Raw genomic sequence first — 15,430 nt, 5'->3', positions numbered from 1 at the left:
TAGAGCGTACTTCTTCTTCCGGCTTTGCGTACAATGGGAACGGATGCCGCCAGCCGGCGCCACGCGCCGAGTATGGCATGAACGTATCCGGGCCGCCATGCATCGTCGGGGCTCGGCCGCGAGCCGCCCCGCGGGCGAGGGAAGCCGAACCCCGATCGCTTCGGCAACGAACAACGAGAACGCGAGGACCCGCAATGGCCATTCCCAGGAACACGATCTGTCTATGGTACGACAAGGATGCCGAGGACGCCGCCCGCTTCTATGCCGAGACTTTTCCCGACAGCAGCGTGAAGGCCGTATACCGGGCCCCTAGCGACTATCCATCCGGCAAGGAAGGCGACGTACTGACGGTCGAATTCACGGTACTGGGCATCCCCTGCCTCGGCCTAAACGGCGGGCCCGCGTTCAGGCACAGCGAGGCCTTTTCGTTCCAGATCGCCACAGAGGATCAGGAAGAGACCGACCGTTACTGGAACGCCATCGTCGGCAATGGCGGCCGGGAAAGCGAGTGCGGCTGGTGCAAGGACAAGTGGGGGGTGTCCTGGCAGATCACGCCGCGCGTGCTGACCGAGGCGATGGCCAGCGGCGGCGCTGAGGCAAAGCGGGCGTTCGAGGCCATGCTGAAGATGAAGAAGATCGATGTCGCCGCGATCGTGGCGGCGCGGCGCGGCTGAGGATCTGCGGCTGCGCCGCTGCGCAAGTGGCACCGTTTCCCGCATGCCCTTGTAAATCCGGCCGGGCCGACCGGGCCCGGATCGAATGCCGTGCCGGCATGCGGTGCCGTCTAGCCCTCCTGTTCGCCTCCCCGTCCGGCCAGCATCGCTTCCATCTTCGCGACCGCCACTGCCGTCCCGTTTTCGCGCGACATCCTCCTTCCCAGCATCGCGGCCCTGTGCCTGGCTTCCCTGGAGCCGGCGAACCGGAGCGCGCGCTGCATTTCCTCCAGGCTCAGGTTCCCGGCCGAAAGTGCCGGGCCGGCGACCCCCAGGCGATGGAGCTGATGGCTCCAGAAGAACTGATCCCCCGCGAAGGGCAGAACGATGGAGGGGACTCCCGCACGGCATGCCGAGTGGGCCGTTCCGCTCCCGCCATGGTGTATGGCCAGCGACGTGCGCGGGAACAGCCAGGCATGGGGCGTGTCCCCGATAACAAGAAAGCCGTCGGGCAGCGGCCCGACAGGCAGCCCGGCCCAGCCGGGATTGACCAGGACGCGCCGCCCTGCCAGGGCGCGGGCGAGGTCGCACCAGAGGGTCTCCCGATCAAATCCGACCATGCTGCCGAACCCCAGGTAGACGGGCGGCTCACCCGCCTCCAGGAACGCCTGGAGTTCGGGGGGAGGATGCCAGGAATCGGCAGGCTCCAGCCATTGGCCGCACAATGCCGCGTTCGCGGGCCAATCGCGCGGCGCGGGCAGCAGTTCAGGGGAAACCCCGTACAGCATCGGGTGCCCCGTCCATAAACCGTGGCGCGGCCCCAGGTTCAGCACACGCTTTCGGGCGTGGTTGGTTGCCTTTCTGAATGAAAGCCACAGCATCCAGTTGACCAGGTGATGGCTCGGCCGATTCAATATCGCCGGCAGTTTGCCGGGAGGCAGGAAAGGCGACGCAAATGCCCGCGTCGGTGAAATCGGAATCATGCCCGCGCCGATCAGGGGAATCCGGAAGCGTTCGGCGACCGACAGGCCCACGAATGCCGCCAGGCCGGACACGACGATGCCATCGCAATCCGACGCCGCTTCGGCAGTCTGCTGCATCCAGCTTTGCGCCTGGGCATTGGCGATGCGCGCCAGGCCGGCGACCGTGGCATTCACCCCCTTCCCTTCGGAAACCAGGACCTTGAGATCCTCCTTCACGTTCCCGCTCAGCGCGGCATGCGGAACCCCCAGGCGCTGGGCGCTCTTCAGCGTGCCCACATCGGCGAACAATTCCACGGCGTGCCCGGCGTCCATCAAGGCGCGGCACAGCACGGCAATCGGCCGCGTATCGCCCTCGGTTCCGTACGTCAAAGCCACCAGTCTCATATCAGCCGGACACGGAATATTCGGAAGAGACGCCCAAGGCGAAGCCAGGGAGCGTGCCTTGCCCGGGAGATTCCATCAGGAACTCACATGCAGGACGTGTCGAGACTACACGAGTTCCTCGCGTGAGGCGAACGCGTCCGCGAAACGAGCAGGGAAAGGAAGAGCGAAGGATGCGCCGCGCGGCGATGTCCGCGAGCGCGCCGGGATGAGCATGGTGCGCGTGGGCGAAAGGATGGCATCATCCCCTGTATGCGGCGGAGAAAACGTCCATCCCGCCTGGCATGGCCAGATGATTAAATATTGACTTAATTAATGAATTGCTTACAATGAGATCATGGACAAGTTCATGGCCCTTGCGGAACCGAACCGCCGCCGCATCATCGAGCTGATCGCGGCCAACGGGAAAATGGCTTCCACCGACATCAGCAGCGAGTTCGACATCAGTGCGCCCGCGGTCTCCCAGCACTTGAAGGTACTGCGGGAAACGGGGCTGGTCCTGGTGGAGAAACGGGCGCAGCAACGCATCTATTCCCTCGACGCCCGCGGCATCGAAGAGACCTGGGAATGGCTGAATCAGATGCGCGCTCACTGGAATGCGCGATTCGATGCACTGGATGCGCTGCTCCTGAAGGAACATGACAAACCAAAAGGAAGGAAACGATGACAATCTCTATCGATACCCGGCTGGATCTTGCAATCGAACGCGAGCTGGCCGTGCCTGTCGGCCTGGTGTGGCGCGGCCTGACGGAGCCCGACCTTCTCAGGCAGTGGTTCTGCCCCAAACCCTGGGGCGTGTCGGAGTGCCGCATCGATCTTCGCCCCGGCGGGGAGTTCCATACGGTGATGCGCGATCCGGACGGCAGGGAATATCCCGATACGGCATGTTTTCTGGAGGTCGTCGTGGAGAAGCGGCTGGTCTGGACCAGCGTGCTCGTCGCCGACTACCGCCCTGCCGCGCCCGCAACGGCCGACGAAAAGGAATGCGCCCACATCGCGATGACCGTCATCGTGGAACTGGAGCAGATCCCCGCGGGAACCCGATACCGGGCGCACGTGATGCACAACGCTCCCGAGCAGCGGCAGGCGCATGAGGCGATGGGCTTTCACGAAGGCTGGGGAACGACCATCACGCAACTGGAAGAGCTGCTGCAGCAGAAGCCGGCATGACAACCCATACAACCCATACAAGGAAAAGAGCATGAAACCCCTCACTCCCTATCTGATGTTCAAGAACAACGCGCAGGAGGCGATGGCGTTCTACCAATCCTGTTTCGGCGGGACGCTGGAGATCAGAACTTTCGCGGATCTCCCGGAAGACATGCGCCCGCCCGGGCTGCAGGATACCCATCTGGTCATGCACGCCTGCCTGACCTCCGATGACCTGGTTCTCATGGCCTCGGACGATCCGACGGGCGGCCCGGAGGCAGGCAATCAGGTGCAGCTCAGCGTGAATTGCGAAAGCGTGGAACAGATCGATGCGCTGTTTGATGCGCTTGGCAAGAACGGCAATGTCATCATGCCGCTGGCTGAAACGTTCTGGGCCAGGAAATTCGGCATGCTGGTGGACAGGTACGGCTTTTCCTGGATGCTGAATCTCCCGCAGGAAAATCCATGACGCCCTGAAGAAGCGTCGCACGATGTGGCGTGAGGTTGGATGCGTATCGGGCCGCCAGTGGCCCCGGGCTGCAAGCCTCTCGGCCCGGTCCGGGTTCACGGTACCAGCACCGCGGCGCCTTCGAAGCGGCCCGCGCGCAGATCGGCCAGGGCCTCATTGGCCTGGCGCAGCGGGTAGCGCACGGTTTTCGTGACGATGCCGATGCGCGGCGCCAGCGCGAGAAACTCCAGGCCGTCCTGGCGCGTCAGGTTCGCCACCGAGAGCAGCGCGCGCTCTTCCCAGAGCATGCTGTAGGGAAAGCCCGGTATGTCGCTCATGTGGATGCCGGCGCAAACCACCCGCCCCCCCTTCCGCACCGCTTTCAGCGCCACCGGGACCAGGCCGCCGACGGGGGCGAAGATGATCGCGGCATCGAGCAGCCCGGGCGGCATCTCATCCGAGCCGCCTGCCCAGGCGGCACCGAGGCTGCGGGCAAAATCCTGCGTGCCCTGGTCCCCCGGCCGCGTGAACGCGAACACCGAGCGGCCCTGCCGCTGCGCGACCTGCGCGAGGATGTGGGCGGCGGCGCCGAAGCCATAGAGGCCCAGGCGCTTCCCGTCGCCCGCGATCCTCAATGCCCGCCACCCGATCAGGCCCGCGCACAGCAGAGGGGCAAGCGACTCGTCGCTGCCCTGCTCGCCGAGCGGGAACGCGAAGCGGGCGTCGGCCACCGCCGCCGTCGCGTAGCCGCCATCCTGCGTGTAGCCGGTGAAGCCCGGACGGTCGCACAGGTTCTCGCTCTGCATCCTGCAATAGGCGCAGCTGCCGCAGGTGTGCCCCAGCCACGGGATGCCCACGCGCTGGCCGGGAACGAGGCCCTGCACGCCGGGCCCGAAGGCATCGACACGGCCGATGATCTCGTGGCCCGGCACGATGGGTACGCGGGGCGCGGGCAGCTCGCCATCGACCACGTGCAGGTCGGTGCGGCAGACGCCGCAGGCGCCCACGCGCACCCGTATCTGGCCCGGCCCCGGCGCCTGGTCGGGCAGTTCTGTCCATTGCAGCGGGCCGCGCAGGGCTTTCAGCACCATCGCATGCATGACGTCTCCTCCTGCATGCGCGCGCTCGCCGGAGCATGCGCACGCCTAGCTGCCACTGTCCGCGCCGGGCGCTCTTCGCCATGCCCGCGCGCATCTCTCCCTGGAATGATACCCGGGCAGTTTTTCAGCGGGTCGTTACGGTATTGCCACTATGCGGATTTACGACCCTCACAAGACCCGGCCGGAGGATAGCTCGACGTTCATGACGGTTATTGAAGAATGCCGGTATTCAACGCTGGAAATCGCTAAGGACAAGAGTCTGGATCTCGGGGAATGGATTGGCTGGTGTCGTAGGAGGCGCGATAAAGATTCATCAATCAATCGACAGTATCACCATTGCGATCGAATCGCTCACACCTTGTCGGGGTGAGATCGGACGTAACGACGCGATTAAACAGAGCATAGCAGATCTCACCGTTATTATAGCGGGATCGATAGGCCAGGCCTTCTATCATTGGAAATTTGAGATGAATGTCGCGGGCGAGCGCCCGCGATGTCGCATAGTCGTCCGTGCTCAGTTCGCCTGCATCCACCGCGTAAGCCTGGAGGCCCTCATCGTAGAGTTTGGCCAGGCGTATGGGACGCTCCAGTCTCAGGAGTGACCAGGCTTTCTGGTTGACAAACTCCCAACGCAGCAGGCGTCCCTTGGGCCTCCGCAGCACCGTCTCAACGAAAGCACCCTCAAGCCGTTTCGATGCATAGAGAACCCGATACTCGCCGTTCGGTGCATCGAATCTGTTACCTGGCTTTGAACCGGGCTTCGGACCGAAAAAGACTGCATTTTCGGTTGCAGAATGGATACGGACGATCAGCATTTTCTCTTTCAGCGTGATCGTCAGTGGCGCGTCGCCCGCTCCTGTTGTGGCTGCGGTCTGCGCCACATCTAGTTCTCGTCGATACCGAGGTAAGCCATGGCGGCGTGAGAGACCTCCTCGATTCTGCCTTTTTTCAAGGCATGAAACGGAGTATCAGCGAGATTAGGGTCAGGCTCAACCAGAAACTGCAGCGCAGACCAGTTTCCCGCCACCCTGAAATGCCTAAGCACTTTTGCAATGCCGGGAAGGACTTTGACTCGGCCGTCGATGTCGACGAACTGTGCCTTTGGCAGCACCAACTTGTCGCCATTCATCATGCCAAGAATGGTCCCGGCCGTAACCCTCTTGTGGACAGCTTGCCGCGTTACCCCGAGCAGCCCGGCCGTTTCTGTGAGTGACAAGCCGCCGCCCGCCTTTTCCAGCAGATCCACCCTCAGTTCGACGAACCGCTTTTCCTCCGTGAGCTGAGGCTCCCTGCCGGCTTCAGCTTCGACGACGAGCCTGGCGGAGTGCTTGAACTGCTGAGTGATGATATCGAGTGCCTTGGACATCTCGTAAAAGGCTTTAGGTCTGTCATACTGGCAGATACGCAGGAGCTCTCCACCCAAGGGTGTGAGTTCGGTCAGATGCATGAACGCATCCATCGCATGCCGCTCGGCACGAGCACTGGGCCTCCAGGGATGGACGAGGGCTTTTCCCACCTCGTGTGCACATTCAACACCATGATCCATCAAGTCGAGATACCAATCAGTCGAGCCATGATGTTTCCGAGCGGTTCGCCGCTGCTTTTTCCATATGAAATCTGTTACTGCATCCTCGACGAAAGCGGTGCTGAGCAATACGGCGGCTTTATTGACCTGAATATAGAATTTTGCTATGTCAGGGCTAATACCAGCCCCGCCGGCCAAATCTTTGGCGAGCGGGGGGGTTGAATCGATCTGCTTCTGCTGTTCAGAGGCTATGGAACTCATGCGTCAACGGCACCGACATAAAGAGACGTAACGGTTGATACTACAGGTTGATAACATACACCAATCAATAACCATTATCAACTTTTTGTACCTATAGTGCAACTGAATGGCTACAGCAGGCTATAGGTATAGAAATATACACTCTAGAATGAGAGACACATCAGACGCACTTATTCCCGTTCGTGAAGATCAAATGCAAGCCGACGAGGATAAACGCAGGTTTGGCAGGGTTCCGAAATGGCGTGGTCGAAAGGCAGGCGTAGCACCCAGGCCAACCGGATCGCGATCATGACTTTGTCATTACATCTTTGCCATATCGACACCATCAGGCGGAACGCGATCACCATGACGAGGAATGCGGGGATGCCCGGCGCGAACCCCGTCCGGAGATGACGCCCGAATATATCGGACAGGGCATCCGGCATCGCAATCCGGAGAGGGCGCCGGGCGCACCGAAGAAGCTGCGGCACCCTGTCGGATATCCCCGCGTGCTTCTATTTGTTCGGCGCAACGCCGGCCGTGCCCTCCTTCTCGATCGGCCTGCTCTGGCCCGAAGGGGATTTGTCGCCCTGCCCGCTGGTCCTCTCCGGCCCGGCCGAGCCGTTCTTGAGCGGCTCTTCCCGGCCTTGCGCATCCTTCGTCTTTCCCGCGCCGGCCCGTGCCGGGCTCGTCACGGACGCATCCCTGCCGCCCTCCGCGCCATCCGGCCCGGTGCCCGCGGATCCTGCGCCGCCCGCGGCCTGAACAACGCTGCCCGCTCCGAACACCAGGCTTGCGAGCAGGATCGATCGAGACATTTTCCTCAACAGAAAAACATTTTTCATGACAGCCCCCATGTTTCGCATCAGCAACATTGCTGCAGCGAAACGGTACGCCCGGGTCTGGAATCATTCCGTACGATAGGCCGCATAGCATGCCGAACTCGTCCGCGCAGGGGCGGCGCGGGTACGGACATCATGGATCACGCCCGGGCCGATCGGGAGGGGTACGCAGTCGATCCGGCTGGAACACGCTGCGTTTCCGGGAGTCCCCGTAGCGGGAAATCCCCGGGGGAAGCAGCCTCGTGCTGCGAAGCCACGCCGGAGCGGGAACCGCATGGCCGCCCACCCCGGAAAATTCAGCCGCCGCTATTGGCGAGCAGATTGGGAGGCGGTCCGATGGGCTCGAAATCCTGCAGCAGGGGGATATCCTCCTTGCTGATCCAGCGGATATCCGTATCGAAGGTATTGTGCGGCCCCCAGCTGCCGGTCAGCGTCTTTCCATCCGGCGTGAAGGTCCAGCACATTTCCTCCCCGGGCGTGTTGATGGCGTCGCCAAGGTTCACGGGTTTCTGCCATTCTCCCTCGGCATCCTGGTGCGAAATCCACATATCGTGCCCGCCCCGGGAATCCGGATCGACCCGCGTACTGGTGACGAGCATGCTTTTGCCATCTTTCGACACGCCGGTCCAGTGCATGTGGTCGCGCTGCGGCGAATTGATCTTCGGCCCCAGGCTCACCGGTTTCTGCCATGCCCCATCCCTCTTCTCGACTTTCCAGATGTCGCTCTCCTGCGTGACGCCCGGCTGGCTGTAGTTGAAATAGATCAGGCTGTCGGAAACGATGATGGGGCAGTGTTCCTCGCCGGTGGGCGTGTTGATGCTCGGAAGCTCCGGCACGTCGTTCCAGTTCCGGGCGGACTGCCATACGCCATCGATCTTCTGCACGGCATAGAGATCCCCCGACAGCAGGTTGCCGGGTTCATACCTCGTGAAGTAGATGACATTCCCGTCATCGGAGAAGCTCGGCTCCAGTTCCCACGCGCCGGTGTTGATGTCCGGCCCCACAGCCGGGTCGATGCCCGGCCCCAGATGAATGGGTGGCTGCCAGTGCCCGTCCACGTTGTGGGACATCCATATGTCGAAGCTGTAGGGGCTTCCGGGAGATGCGATGCTGCCTTCGCGGGTGGAGACGAAAATGGCGGTCTTGCCGTCGGCGCTGTAGGTGATCTCGATTTCCGAGCCGGGCGAATTGATCGGTTCACCCATGCTCCTCGATGCCTTGGGAGGCTCGGCGGCGTTCGCATCCCCGCCGCCATGCATGCCCGGCATCGCGTGGGAGATGCCGCACGCCAGCATGGCGAGCAGCGACACGGAACAGAATCGGGCAACAGACAAATTGTCATTCATACTGGTTTTCCTCCTGCTTGGCATTGATAAAAACCTGCTGGCCCCCTCGAGGATCTCGCCCCCTCGTCCAGGCACCGTCGCGCGACCCGGCGCCGGCGGGACCGATTGCCGCATGCGCACCATCATCACCCGACCTCCTCCGCCACCTTGGTAGATCGATCAGTCTACCTGTAATCGTATACGCTGGGAAAAGAGATGACAAGGGGGAGCGGACTTTTCTCACTCAGCCGTGAGCCCGATCAGCGCCGCCAAGACCTTGCCCATCATGCCGATCGCAGCGGCTACCGCAAGCGTGGCGAAACCCTTCTGCAGCCGCTGGGCCGAGAAGCGGCGCGCGAACCTGCCGGTCGCCAGCATCGCCGCTACCGTGCCTGCCGTAAAAGGCAAGGCGATCTGCCAGTTCATGCTCCCGTTCAGGATCGCAGGTGCGGTACCCGCGGCGGATACCAGTGCGATGACGGCCAGGGAAGTAGAGACGATGGATTGCATCGAGAGCAGCGTGGCCTTCTGAAGCGCGGGTACGATCATGAATCCGCCCCCCACTCCCAGCAGGCCGGAGAGAAAGCCCGCCCCCAGGCCCGAGAGCGCCAGCGATCGCGCGCAACGCGCGTCCCAGACGAAACGCCCGCTGGAATCGTCGATCTGGCATGGCGTGAGCGGTGGACGTCCAGCGGAAATCTCCGCGGAATGGACGGGGTAATGGCCGGACTGTCTGAACATCCTGAACGCAACATAGCCGAGCACCGCCGCAAACAGAAAATTCAGCACCACATCCGGCAACATCTGGGCAACATGGACGCCCACCGGCGACGCCAGCGCGCCGGTAAAGGCGATGAATGCCGCTGCCCGGTATCGTACCTTCCCTTGCTTCAGCGCCATCAGCGCACCGATGGCGGCCGATACGCTGACCGCCAGCAGGGCGACGGGAGCGGCCTCCTTCACCAGCAGCTGCAGGCCGAACACCAGCAGCGGAACGGCGACGATCGTCCCCCCCGCGCCAGTCAGTCCGAGTATGCCCCCGACCAGGATCCCGAACAGTACCGCCATCGCAGTGACCGGCACAACGTTCAGCGGGTATCGGTGGGACGCGCGAACCACTCGCGGCCCCTGAGAAATCCGTGCCAGTAGAACCACGGCAGGAATTTTGCCTTGAGCAGCCAGGCCAGGTAGCGTGGAACCGCAGGATCGAGAGGGAAAGTGGGCAGCAGCTTGCCGCCGAATCCGAATTCCGCAAGCACCACCTTGCCCTTCTCGACCGTCAGCGGACAGGAACCGTATCCATCGTAGAACGTGGGCATTTCCCTGCCGTCCCGGAGGGCCAGCAAGTTCTCGGCAACCACGACGATCTGCTTCCTGACGGCGGCGGCAGTCTTGGCGTTGGGTGCGGAGCAGATATCCCCGAGGGAAAAAATGTTTCCATAGCGGGAGTGCCGCAACGTTTCATGGTCGACCTCGCACCAGCCGCCGGCATCCGCCAGTGGACTGTTGCGCACGAAATCAACGGGCATCTGGGGCGGTGTCACATGCAGCATGTCGAAGGACTTCGCCGTTCTTTCCGTGCTTCCATCCTCCCGGCGAATATCGAAATAGGCGATCCTTCCCGGCCCGTCCACCTTGACGAGATTGGAATGGAACACGAGATTCGCGTGATACCGCGCGACGTATTCCATCAAGGGCGGGACGAAGGCCGCCACACCGAACAGCACCGGGGCGGCGCTGTTGAATTCCACCCCGACCCTGCCGAGGACCCCCTGCCGCCGCCAATGGTCGCAGGACAGATACATTGCCTTCTGGGGGGCGCCTGCGCACTTGATGGGCATGGGGGGCTGGGTAAAGATCGCCTTGCCGTCCTTGAGCGCCTTGACGAGGGACCAGGTGTAGGGAGCCAGATCGAAACTGTAGTTGGACGTGACGCCGTTCTTGCCCAGCGTATCCTCCAGCCCTTCGATCCGCTCCCAGGCAAGCCGCAGGCCGGGGCACACCACGAGGTGCGCGTAGCCCACCGAGCCGCCGTCCGCCAGATGAACAAGATTGGATTCCGGCGAGAAGCCGTCCGCCCTCGCCTGTATCCAGGCGGCGCCTTCCGGAATGACGCTCGCCATCGGCCGCACGGTTTTCCCGATGTCATATGCGCCGCCCCCCACGAGCGTCCAGGCGGGCTGGTAGTAGTGCCTGTCGCCAGGCTCCACGATCGCGATGCGCAGCGAAGGCCGTCGTCGCAGCAGGCTGGCGGTAACGCCTATCCCCGCCGTGCCCCCGCCCACCACGACCACGTCGAAATTCCGGTCGCACGCGGCGGCCTCGGGGCCCGCGCCACTCTGGGATAATGCACCGTTCCTGGCTTTCCGGGTCATCGCAACGTCCTCCGCCTTTGAGTTCCTGAACCGCCTCCAGCCTGCCCGCATGCATGCGCCGGGCCGGCCCGACCGCGTTTCCCCGATCCGCGTCCGGGGGGAAGAGCCGTGGATCGCCCTTCCACCGCCGTCTCTCCCTGGGCATCAGACGGCATTCATCGGTATCTTCAGGTAGGAAACCCCGTTGCCCTCGGGCGGCGGGAATCTGCCGGCGCGGATGTTTATCTGGAGCGACGGCAGCAGCAGGGTGGGCATTGCGAGCGTGGCGTCCCGCGCCTCGCGCATGGCCACGAACCGATCCTCCCCTATGCCGTCCCGCACGTGAATGTTGTGGGCACGCTGTTCGGCCACGGTCGTCTCCCAGCGCACGGGACGGCCCGCCGGCGCATAGTCGTGGCACATGAACAGACGCGTTCCGGCTGGATGGGCGAGAAGGCGGCGGATCGACCGGAACAGCTGGCGGGCATCCCCGCCCGGAAAATCGGTGCGTGCGGTTCCGAGATCCGGCATGAAGATCGTATCGCCCACGAAAATCGCGTCGTCGATCCGGTATGAGAGATCGGCGGGGGTATGTCCCGACGTCAGGAGCGCGGTCGCCGTCAGCCTGCCGATCTTGAATGTTTCCCCATCGGCGAGCAGATGATCGAAATGTCGGCCGTCCGGCGTGAATTCATCCCCCAGGTTGAAAATCTTCCTGAACGTTTCCTGGACTCGGGGGATTCTCTCGCCGATGGCCGTCGCGCCGCCCAATCGGCCCTTGAGGTAATCCGCGGCGGTCAGGTGATCGGCGTGCGCGTGCGTCTCCAGGATCCACTCCGTCTTCAGGCGGTTTTCCTCGATGAAGGCGGCCATGACGTCCGCGGAAGCCGTACTGCTCCTTCCCGAGCCTGGCTCGTAGTCCAGGACCGGATCGATGATGGCGCAGCCGCCCCCCGGCCCGTCATGGACGACGTAGCTCAGCGTCGATGTGGCGGGATCGAAGAATGCCTTGATATGGGGTGTCGTCACCCGCTTCCCTCCTGTCATGTTTCTGGCCGTCCCGTGCGCCCGGGGATGGAGAAGACATCCTCCGGCCCCGGATGCGGAACGGGGCGGCGCCGGCCTTCAAGCGTGATCGTGGGAATCTCCGCATCCACATCCCGGAGGATGCCCGTGCCCCCCCGATCCAGTCCCCGGATGAAGCGAACGTATGGCCTCCTCACGCCCGCGTGTCATTTCACCGTGTATCGCGGGAGCGGAAAGAATGATCTTTTCCGTCGGATTTCCGCAGGCCAGGCAGGCGGGATTGGGCGCGGGGATCGGACGGCGCGCTTCGAACCGGGCATCGCATCTGCTGCACAGATAGTCATAGGTCGGCATCTAGAGCAATCTCATTTTCATCGCTGATCGGCGGAACATGCGGCAACCCGCTGGATGCGGCGGCCCCGTGGGGCAGCCGCGGCAATCCCGCCCCACGAATCTAGTTCCAGCGGCGTGGCTGCCTTTCCCCGATGCCGAACTGGGCCGAAGTGGCGTCGGTCCTGGCGCGCTTCGCGGCGTCCTTCGTCGGCGCCCTGAGCCGGCGTGTCTCGACCTCCCAGATCCAGCCGCTGATGACCACATCCTTCGGGATGAGGGGATGGGTTCTGAACGTCTCTATCGTTTTCATGCAGGCCTCGTCCACGTCATCCATCATCCCTATCCATTTGGCGAACGCACCCTTCTCCAGCTTCAATTCCGGCAGCGTGGGATCCATCTGGACGCTGTCGGGATCGATCCCCTTCGCCCGCAGCGACTTCTCCAGGTCGAATGCGTTCGCCGACAGCATGCCGCACTGCGTGTGCTGCACGATGACGATTTCCCTGGTACCGAAGAAATGGCACGTCAGCATCGCCGATCGAATCGCATCATCGGTGACGATGCCCCCGGCATTGCGGAAGCAATGCGCATCCCCACCTCCTGCAGGGGTATCCACGCGAATGCCCAGCGCTTCATCCACGGGCAGGCGCTCGTCCATGCAGGCGAGCACCCACAGCCTGCGGTTGTTGGCGCCATCCGGCCCGTGGCGGCGCCGCTGCGACCAATGGTCATAGGCCGCCACGCGGGCGCTCAGATCTTCCTGGAGAGTTTTCAATTTTGAGTCTCCTCGCTAATAAGGTTTCGGTCCATCACTTGCTCGAAGTGATCTGATTCTTGCCAGGCTCGGCCGCCGGTCGGCCCGGCAGCCCGTTCCACCGCGAACGTCCTGCGGTGAAGTAATCCGATGCAAGGATCATGCCACCTTGTGCCAAAAACATTCCTTCTTTTTTTCAATGTCTTGCATTTCAATTCTTGCGATATCCGAGAAGCCGTGCTTCAATGAATGAAATCCGATTTCACATGTTTCCCGCATTCCATGAGCAACGATCCTCTTTCCGAATTGACGCCGGATTTCTTCCTGCAGACCTTCATCCTCGAACTCATGCACGCCAGCGAACAGCAGGGGCAGGAGCATTGCGAGCAGCTCATCGAGCACATCGCTCAAACCGCAGGCTGCTTCTTCGAAGAAACCTATCGGGAAAACACCGGCAAGAGCGAGCGGCTCGACACCGAGAGCTATGTCGAGTTGATACTCGGCATCAAGAACAACATCGGCGGGAATTTTTTGCTGGTCTCCAGCAACCAGGACTGCATCACCGTCACCAACACCTGCTGTCCCTTCGGCGAGCGGGTCACCCGCTTCCCCGAACTGTGCAGGATGACGTCCAGCGTGTTCGGCGGCATCGCCGCCAGGAATTACGGCTATGCCAAGGTGGACATCAAGAAAAGCATCGCATGCCGGCACGGCAGGTGCGATGTATCCATCCATACCAATCCGCAGACGGCGAAAGAACACCATGGAATGGAATACACCGACACCACGCCGGTGAAGCAGATCAGCGATGCCAAGGCGTTGCAGAGCCGCATAGAGAGCAGCATGCAGAAGCTCTGGCACAAGAAGAACAAGGCGGTCTCGGAGAAGCATCATCCTCCCGCCATCGTCGCGAAATCGCCGGCGATGCAGAAAATACTGCATTCGGTCGAGGTTGTGGCGCCTACCCTGGCGACGGTCCTGATCCAGGGCCAGACCGGCGTCGGCAAGGAACTGGTGGCGCGCGCCATACACGCGATGAGCGACCGCTTCCACAAGGAATTCATCGCGATCAATTGCGGGGCAATTCCCGAGAGCCTGATCGAGAGTACTCTGTTCGGGCATGAAAAAGGAGCCTTCACGGGGGCCATTGAGGTGCACCAGGGCTATTTCGAGCGGGCCGAAGGCGGCACCCTGTTCCTGGACGAGATCGATTCCCTGTCTCCGGCAGCGCAAACCAGGCTGCTGCGCGTGATTCAGGAAGGGGAGCTGGAGCGGGTCGGAGGCAGGCAGACACGCGCGGTTGATGTAAGAATCATCTCGGCGACCAATCAGAACCTGGAAGAGCTCGTGAAGCGGAACCTGTTCCGTAACGACCTCTACTACCGCATCAATGTGGTGCGCCTGGGCATCCCCCCGCTGGTGGAACGGCCGGAGGATCTGCCCTATCTCGTGCAGCTGATCGTTCAGCGCCTGAACAAGCGGTACAACAAACAGGTGGAATCGGTCAGCCGCGAAGTCATGAAGAAAATCCGGGCCTATCACTGGCCGGGCAATGTCCGTGAACTGGAGAACGCTCTGGAACGCAGCATCCTGTTCGTCGATGGCAGGGAAATGACCGAGCTGGACTTGGAGCTGCCGGTCAGGAGCCGGCATGGGGAGGACTGGAGGAACGAAAGGGAGCAGACTGTCAGCAAGATGGAAAAAGCATTCCTCGAGACAGCCCTGAAACAGCACGCCGGCAGCGTGAGGAAAGTCGCCGAGGGCATGGGTATCACGCCACGGGCCGTTTACTCCAAGCTGAAGAAGCACAGGATCAACATGATGAATTTCCGTGTTCCCTGAGTGGAGGGGGACCGGATTCCAGCCGACGCCATGTCATCGTCATGATCGGATCGGGACTCGAGCCGGATTCGACGTCCTCACGACCCGGCTCTCAGGGTTTTTCCGCCTCGAACACGATGGCCTGCATCGGAAGGCGCGCGGGATTCGAACCTTGATCCCTCGCCGGTATCGCCGCCAATGCCTCCACGATCTCCTCCGCATCGACCGTGCCGCGCTCCCTGATTTTCTCTACGAGGGGACTGAACACGAGTCCCCGCGCGAAAGCCGTCACATCCAGGATGTCGTGCTCCTGACCCTGAACCGAAATGTCGATCCGCCTGAATCCGGAGCGGGCGAGCGGCTCCTTGATGGGGTCGATCTCGAATGAAGCAACCGGACGTTCCATGAAAGCCGGCGGATCTGCGCGATTCCCCTCCGGTTGATGAACAGGCACTCCGGCTCAAAATATCACGACGGCACCGACATCCTGCATATG

The 15,430-nt window shown here is 62.3% G+C and carries 17 protein-coding genes; 5 read left to right on the top strand and 12 right to left on the bottom strand.

The features are described 5' to 3' along the window. Positions 1–194 precede the first annotated feature (194 nt). The gene (locus BT108_RS06835; RefSeq protein ID WP_072293794.1) at positions 195–674 is read left to right on the top strand and encodes a VOC family protein; all 480 of its coding nucleotides are present in this window, start codon (positions 195–197) and stop codon (positions 672–674) included. Positions 675–784: 110 nt separating this feature from the next. Here the strand turns inward: BT108_RS06835 and BT108_RS06830 are convergent, their stop codons facing one another. After that, positions 785–2,011 (bottom strand): glycosyltransferase, encoded by a 1,227-nt coding sequence (locus BT108_RS06830; RefSeq protein WP_218184837.1) that lies wholly within the window; start codon positions 2,009–2,011, stop codon positions 785–787. Between the two features lie 343 nt (positions 2,012–2,354). Between BT108_RS06830 and BT108_RS06825 the strand changes: the two genes are divergently transcribed. From BT108_RS06825 to BT108_RS06815, 3 genes are read left to right on the top strand one after another with little or no spacing between them, the layout of a single operon-like run. Further along, positions 2,355–2,684 carry an ArsR/SmtB family transcription factor gene (locus BT108_RS06825; protein WP_072293792.1) on the top strand — a complete coding sequence of 110 codons (330 nt, stop codon included), beginning with the start codon at positions 2,355–2,357 and terminating at the stop codon, positions 2,682–2,684. Continuing rightward, a complete protein-coding gene (locus BT108_RS06820; RefSeq protein ID WP_072293791.1) occupies positions 2,681–3,187 on the top strand; it encodes an SRPBCC family protein in 507 nt (168 codons plus the stop codon). The genes BT108_RS06825 and BT108_RS06820 overlap by 4 nt, the downstream gene beginning before the upstream one ends. A gap of 31 nt (positions 3,188–3,218) precedes the next feature. After that, complete coding sequence (locus tag BT108_RS06815; RefSeq protein WP_072293790.1) at positions 3,219–3,635, top strand: VOC family protein; 417 nt, start codon at positions 3,219–3,221, stop codon at positions 3,633–3,635. Between the two features lie 95 nt (positions 3,636–3,730). Here the strand turns inward: BT108_RS06815 and BT108_RS06810 are convergent, their stop codons facing one another. The 10 genes from BT108_RS06810 to BT108_RS06755 all read right to left on the bottom strand — a co-directional run bounded on the left by BT108_RS06810 (position 3,731) and on the right by BT108_RS06755 (position 13,134). After that, on the bottom strand, positions 3,731–4,714 hold the full coding sequence (locus BT108_RS06810; RefSeq protein ID WP_072293789.1) for a zinc-dependent alcohol dehydrogenase family protein: 984 nt from the start codon (positions 4,712–4,714) through the stop codon (positions 3,731–3,733). Between the two features lie 317 nt (positions 4,715–5,031). Then, positions 5,032–5,595: an RES family NAD+ phosphorylase gene (locus BT108_RS06805; protein ID WP_218184836.1), complete on the bottom strand. Its 564-nt coding sequence runs from the start codon at positions 5,593–5,595 to the stop codon at positions 5,032–5,034. A 2-nt stretch (positions 5,596–5,597) separates the two neighbouring features. Further along, positions 5,598–6,500 (bottom strand): hypothetical protein, encoded by a 903-nt coding sequence (locus tag BT108_RS13970; RefSeq protein ID WP_218184835.1) that lies wholly within the window; start codon positions 6,498–6,500, stop codon positions 5,598–5,600. Positions 6,501–6,994: 494 nt separating this feature from the next. Then, on the bottom strand, positions 6,995–7,297 hold the full coding sequence (locus BT108_RS06785) for a hypothetical protein (protein WP_143142427.1): 303 nt from the start codon (positions 7,295–7,297) through the stop codon (positions 6,995–6,997). A gap of 320 nt (positions 7,298–7,617) precedes the next feature. Further along, complete coding sequence (locus BT108_RS06780) at positions 7,618–8,667, bottom strand: PD40 domain-containing protein (RefSeq protein WP_072293785.1); 1,050 nt, start codon at positions 8,665–8,667, stop codon at positions 7,618–7,620. Between the two features lie 219 nt (positions 8,668–8,886). After that, positions 8,887–9,714, bottom strand: coding sequence for a sulfite exporter TauE/SafE family protein (locus BT108_RS06775; RefSeq protein WP_072293784.1), 828 nt, complete (start codon positions 9,712–9,714; stop codon positions 8,887–8,889). 20 nt (positions 9,715–9,734) lie between these two features. Then, positions 9,735–11,021 carry an NAD(P)/FAD-dependent oxidoreductase gene (locus tag BT108_RS06770; RefSeq protein ID WP_072293783.1) on the bottom strand — a complete coding sequence of 429 codons (1,287 nt, stop codon included), beginning with the start codon at positions 11,019–11,021 and terminating at the stop codon, positions 9,735–9,737. 144 nt (positions 11,022–11,165) lie between these two features. Continuing rightward, positions 11,166–12,029 carry an MBL fold metallo-hydrolase gene (locus tag BT108_RS06765; protein ID WP_255369647.1) on the bottom strand — a complete coding sequence of 288 codons (864 nt, stop codon included), beginning with the start codon at positions 12,027–12,029 and terminating at the stop codon, positions 11,166–11,168. A gap of 96 nt (positions 12,030–12,125) precedes the next feature. After that, positions 12,126–12,380, bottom strand: coding sequence for an FmdB family zinc ribbon protein (locus BT108_RS06760; protein ID WP_072293781.1), 255 nt, complete (start codon positions 12,378–12,380; stop codon positions 12,126–12,128). 100 nt (positions 12,381–12,480) lie between these two features. Next, on the bottom strand, positions 12,481–13,134 hold the full coding sequence (locus BT108_RS06755) for a beta-class carbonic anhydrase (protein ID WP_072293780.1): 654 nt from the start codon (positions 13,132–13,134) through the stop codon (positions 12,481–12,483). Positions 13,135–13,395: 261 nt separating this feature from the next. On the opposite strand from BT108_RS06755, the gene BT108_RS06750 reads away from it, so the two are divergent. Beyond that, positions 13,396–14,955: a sigma 54-interacting transcriptional regulator gene (locus BT108_RS06750; protein WP_072293779.1), complete on the top strand. Its 1,560-nt coding sequence runs from the start codon at positions 13,396–13,398 to the stop codon at positions 14,953–14,955. 91 nt (positions 14,956–15,046) lie between these two features. Here BT108_RS06750 and BT108_RS06745 read toward each other — a convergent pair whose 3' ends face one another. Continuing rightward, entirely contained in the window at positions 15,047–15,340 is a 294-nt protein-coding gene (locus BT108_RS06745) for a hypothetical protein (protein ID WP_072293778.1), read from the bottom strand. Between the last annotated feature and the right edge of the window lie 90 nt (positions 15,341–15,430).

It is taken from the genome of Nitrosovibrio sp. Nv17 (assembly GCF_900119085.1).
GTDB lineage: Bacteria > Pseudomonadota > Gammaproteobacteria > Burkholderiales > Nitrosomonadaceae > Nitrosospira.
The sequence above is the reverse complement of the archived record's forward strand: the minus strand, read 5'-3'. Positions and strand labels throughout refer to the sequence as shown.

What these genes read in the sequence shown, in the direction of transcription:
- BT108_RS06835 (WP_072293794.1), top strand. Translation starts at nt 195, where the DNA reads ATGGCCATTCCCAGGAACACGATCTGTCTATGGTACGACAAGGATGCC.
- BT108_RS06825 (WP_072293792.1), top strand. Translation starts at nt 2,355, where the DNA reads ATGGACAAGTTCATGGCCCTTGCGGAACCGAACCGCCGCCGCATCATC.
- BT108_RS06820 (WP_072293791.1), top strand. Translation starts at nt 2,681, where the DNA reads ATGACAATCTCTATCGATACCCGGCTGGATCTTGCAATCGAACGCGAG.
- BT108_RS06815 (WP_072293790.1), top strand. Translation starts at nt 3,219, where the DNA reads ATGAAACCCCTCACTCCCTATCTGATGTTCAAGAACAACGCGCAGGAG.
- BT108_RS06810 (WP_072293789.1), bottom strand. Translation starts at nt 4,714, where the DNA reads ATGCATGCGATGGTGCTGAAAGCCCTGCGCGGCCCGCTGCAATGGACA.
- BT108_RS13970 (WP_218184835.1), bottom strand. Translation starts at nt 6,500, where the DNA reads ATGAGTTCCATAGCCTCTGAACAGCAGAAGCAGATCGATTCAACCCCC.
- BT108_RS06785 (WP_143142427.1), bottom strand. Translation starts at nt 7,297, where the DNA reads ATGTCTCGATCGATCCTGCTCGCAAGCCTGGTGTTCGGAGCGGGCAGC.
- BT108_RS06780 (WP_072293785.1), bottom strand. Translation starts at nt 8,667, where the DNA reads ATGAATGACAATTTGTCTGTTGCCCGATTCTGTTCCGTGTCGCTGCTC.
- BT108_RS06775 (WP_072293784.1), bottom strand. Translation starts at nt 9,714, where the DNA reads ATGGCGGTACTGTTCGGGATCCTGGTCGGGGGCATACTCGGACTGACT.
- BT108_RS06770 (WP_072293783.1), bottom strand. Translation starts at nt 11,021, where the DNA reads ATGACCCGGAAAGCCAGGAACGGTGCATTATCCCAGAGTGGCGCGGGC.
- BT108_RS06760 (WP_072293781.1), bottom strand. Translation starts at nt 12,380, where the DNA reads ATGCCGACCTATGACTATCTGTGCAGCAGATGCGATGCCCGGTTCGAA.
- BT108_RS06750 (WP_072293779.1), top strand. Translation starts at nt 13,396, where the DNA reads ATGAGCAACGATCCTCTTTCCGAATTGACGCCGGATTTCTTCCTGCAG.
- BT108_RS06745 (WP_072293778.1), bottom strand. Translation starts at nt 15,340, where the DNA reads ATGGAACGTCCGGTTGCTTCATTCGAGATCGACCCCATCAAGGAGCCG.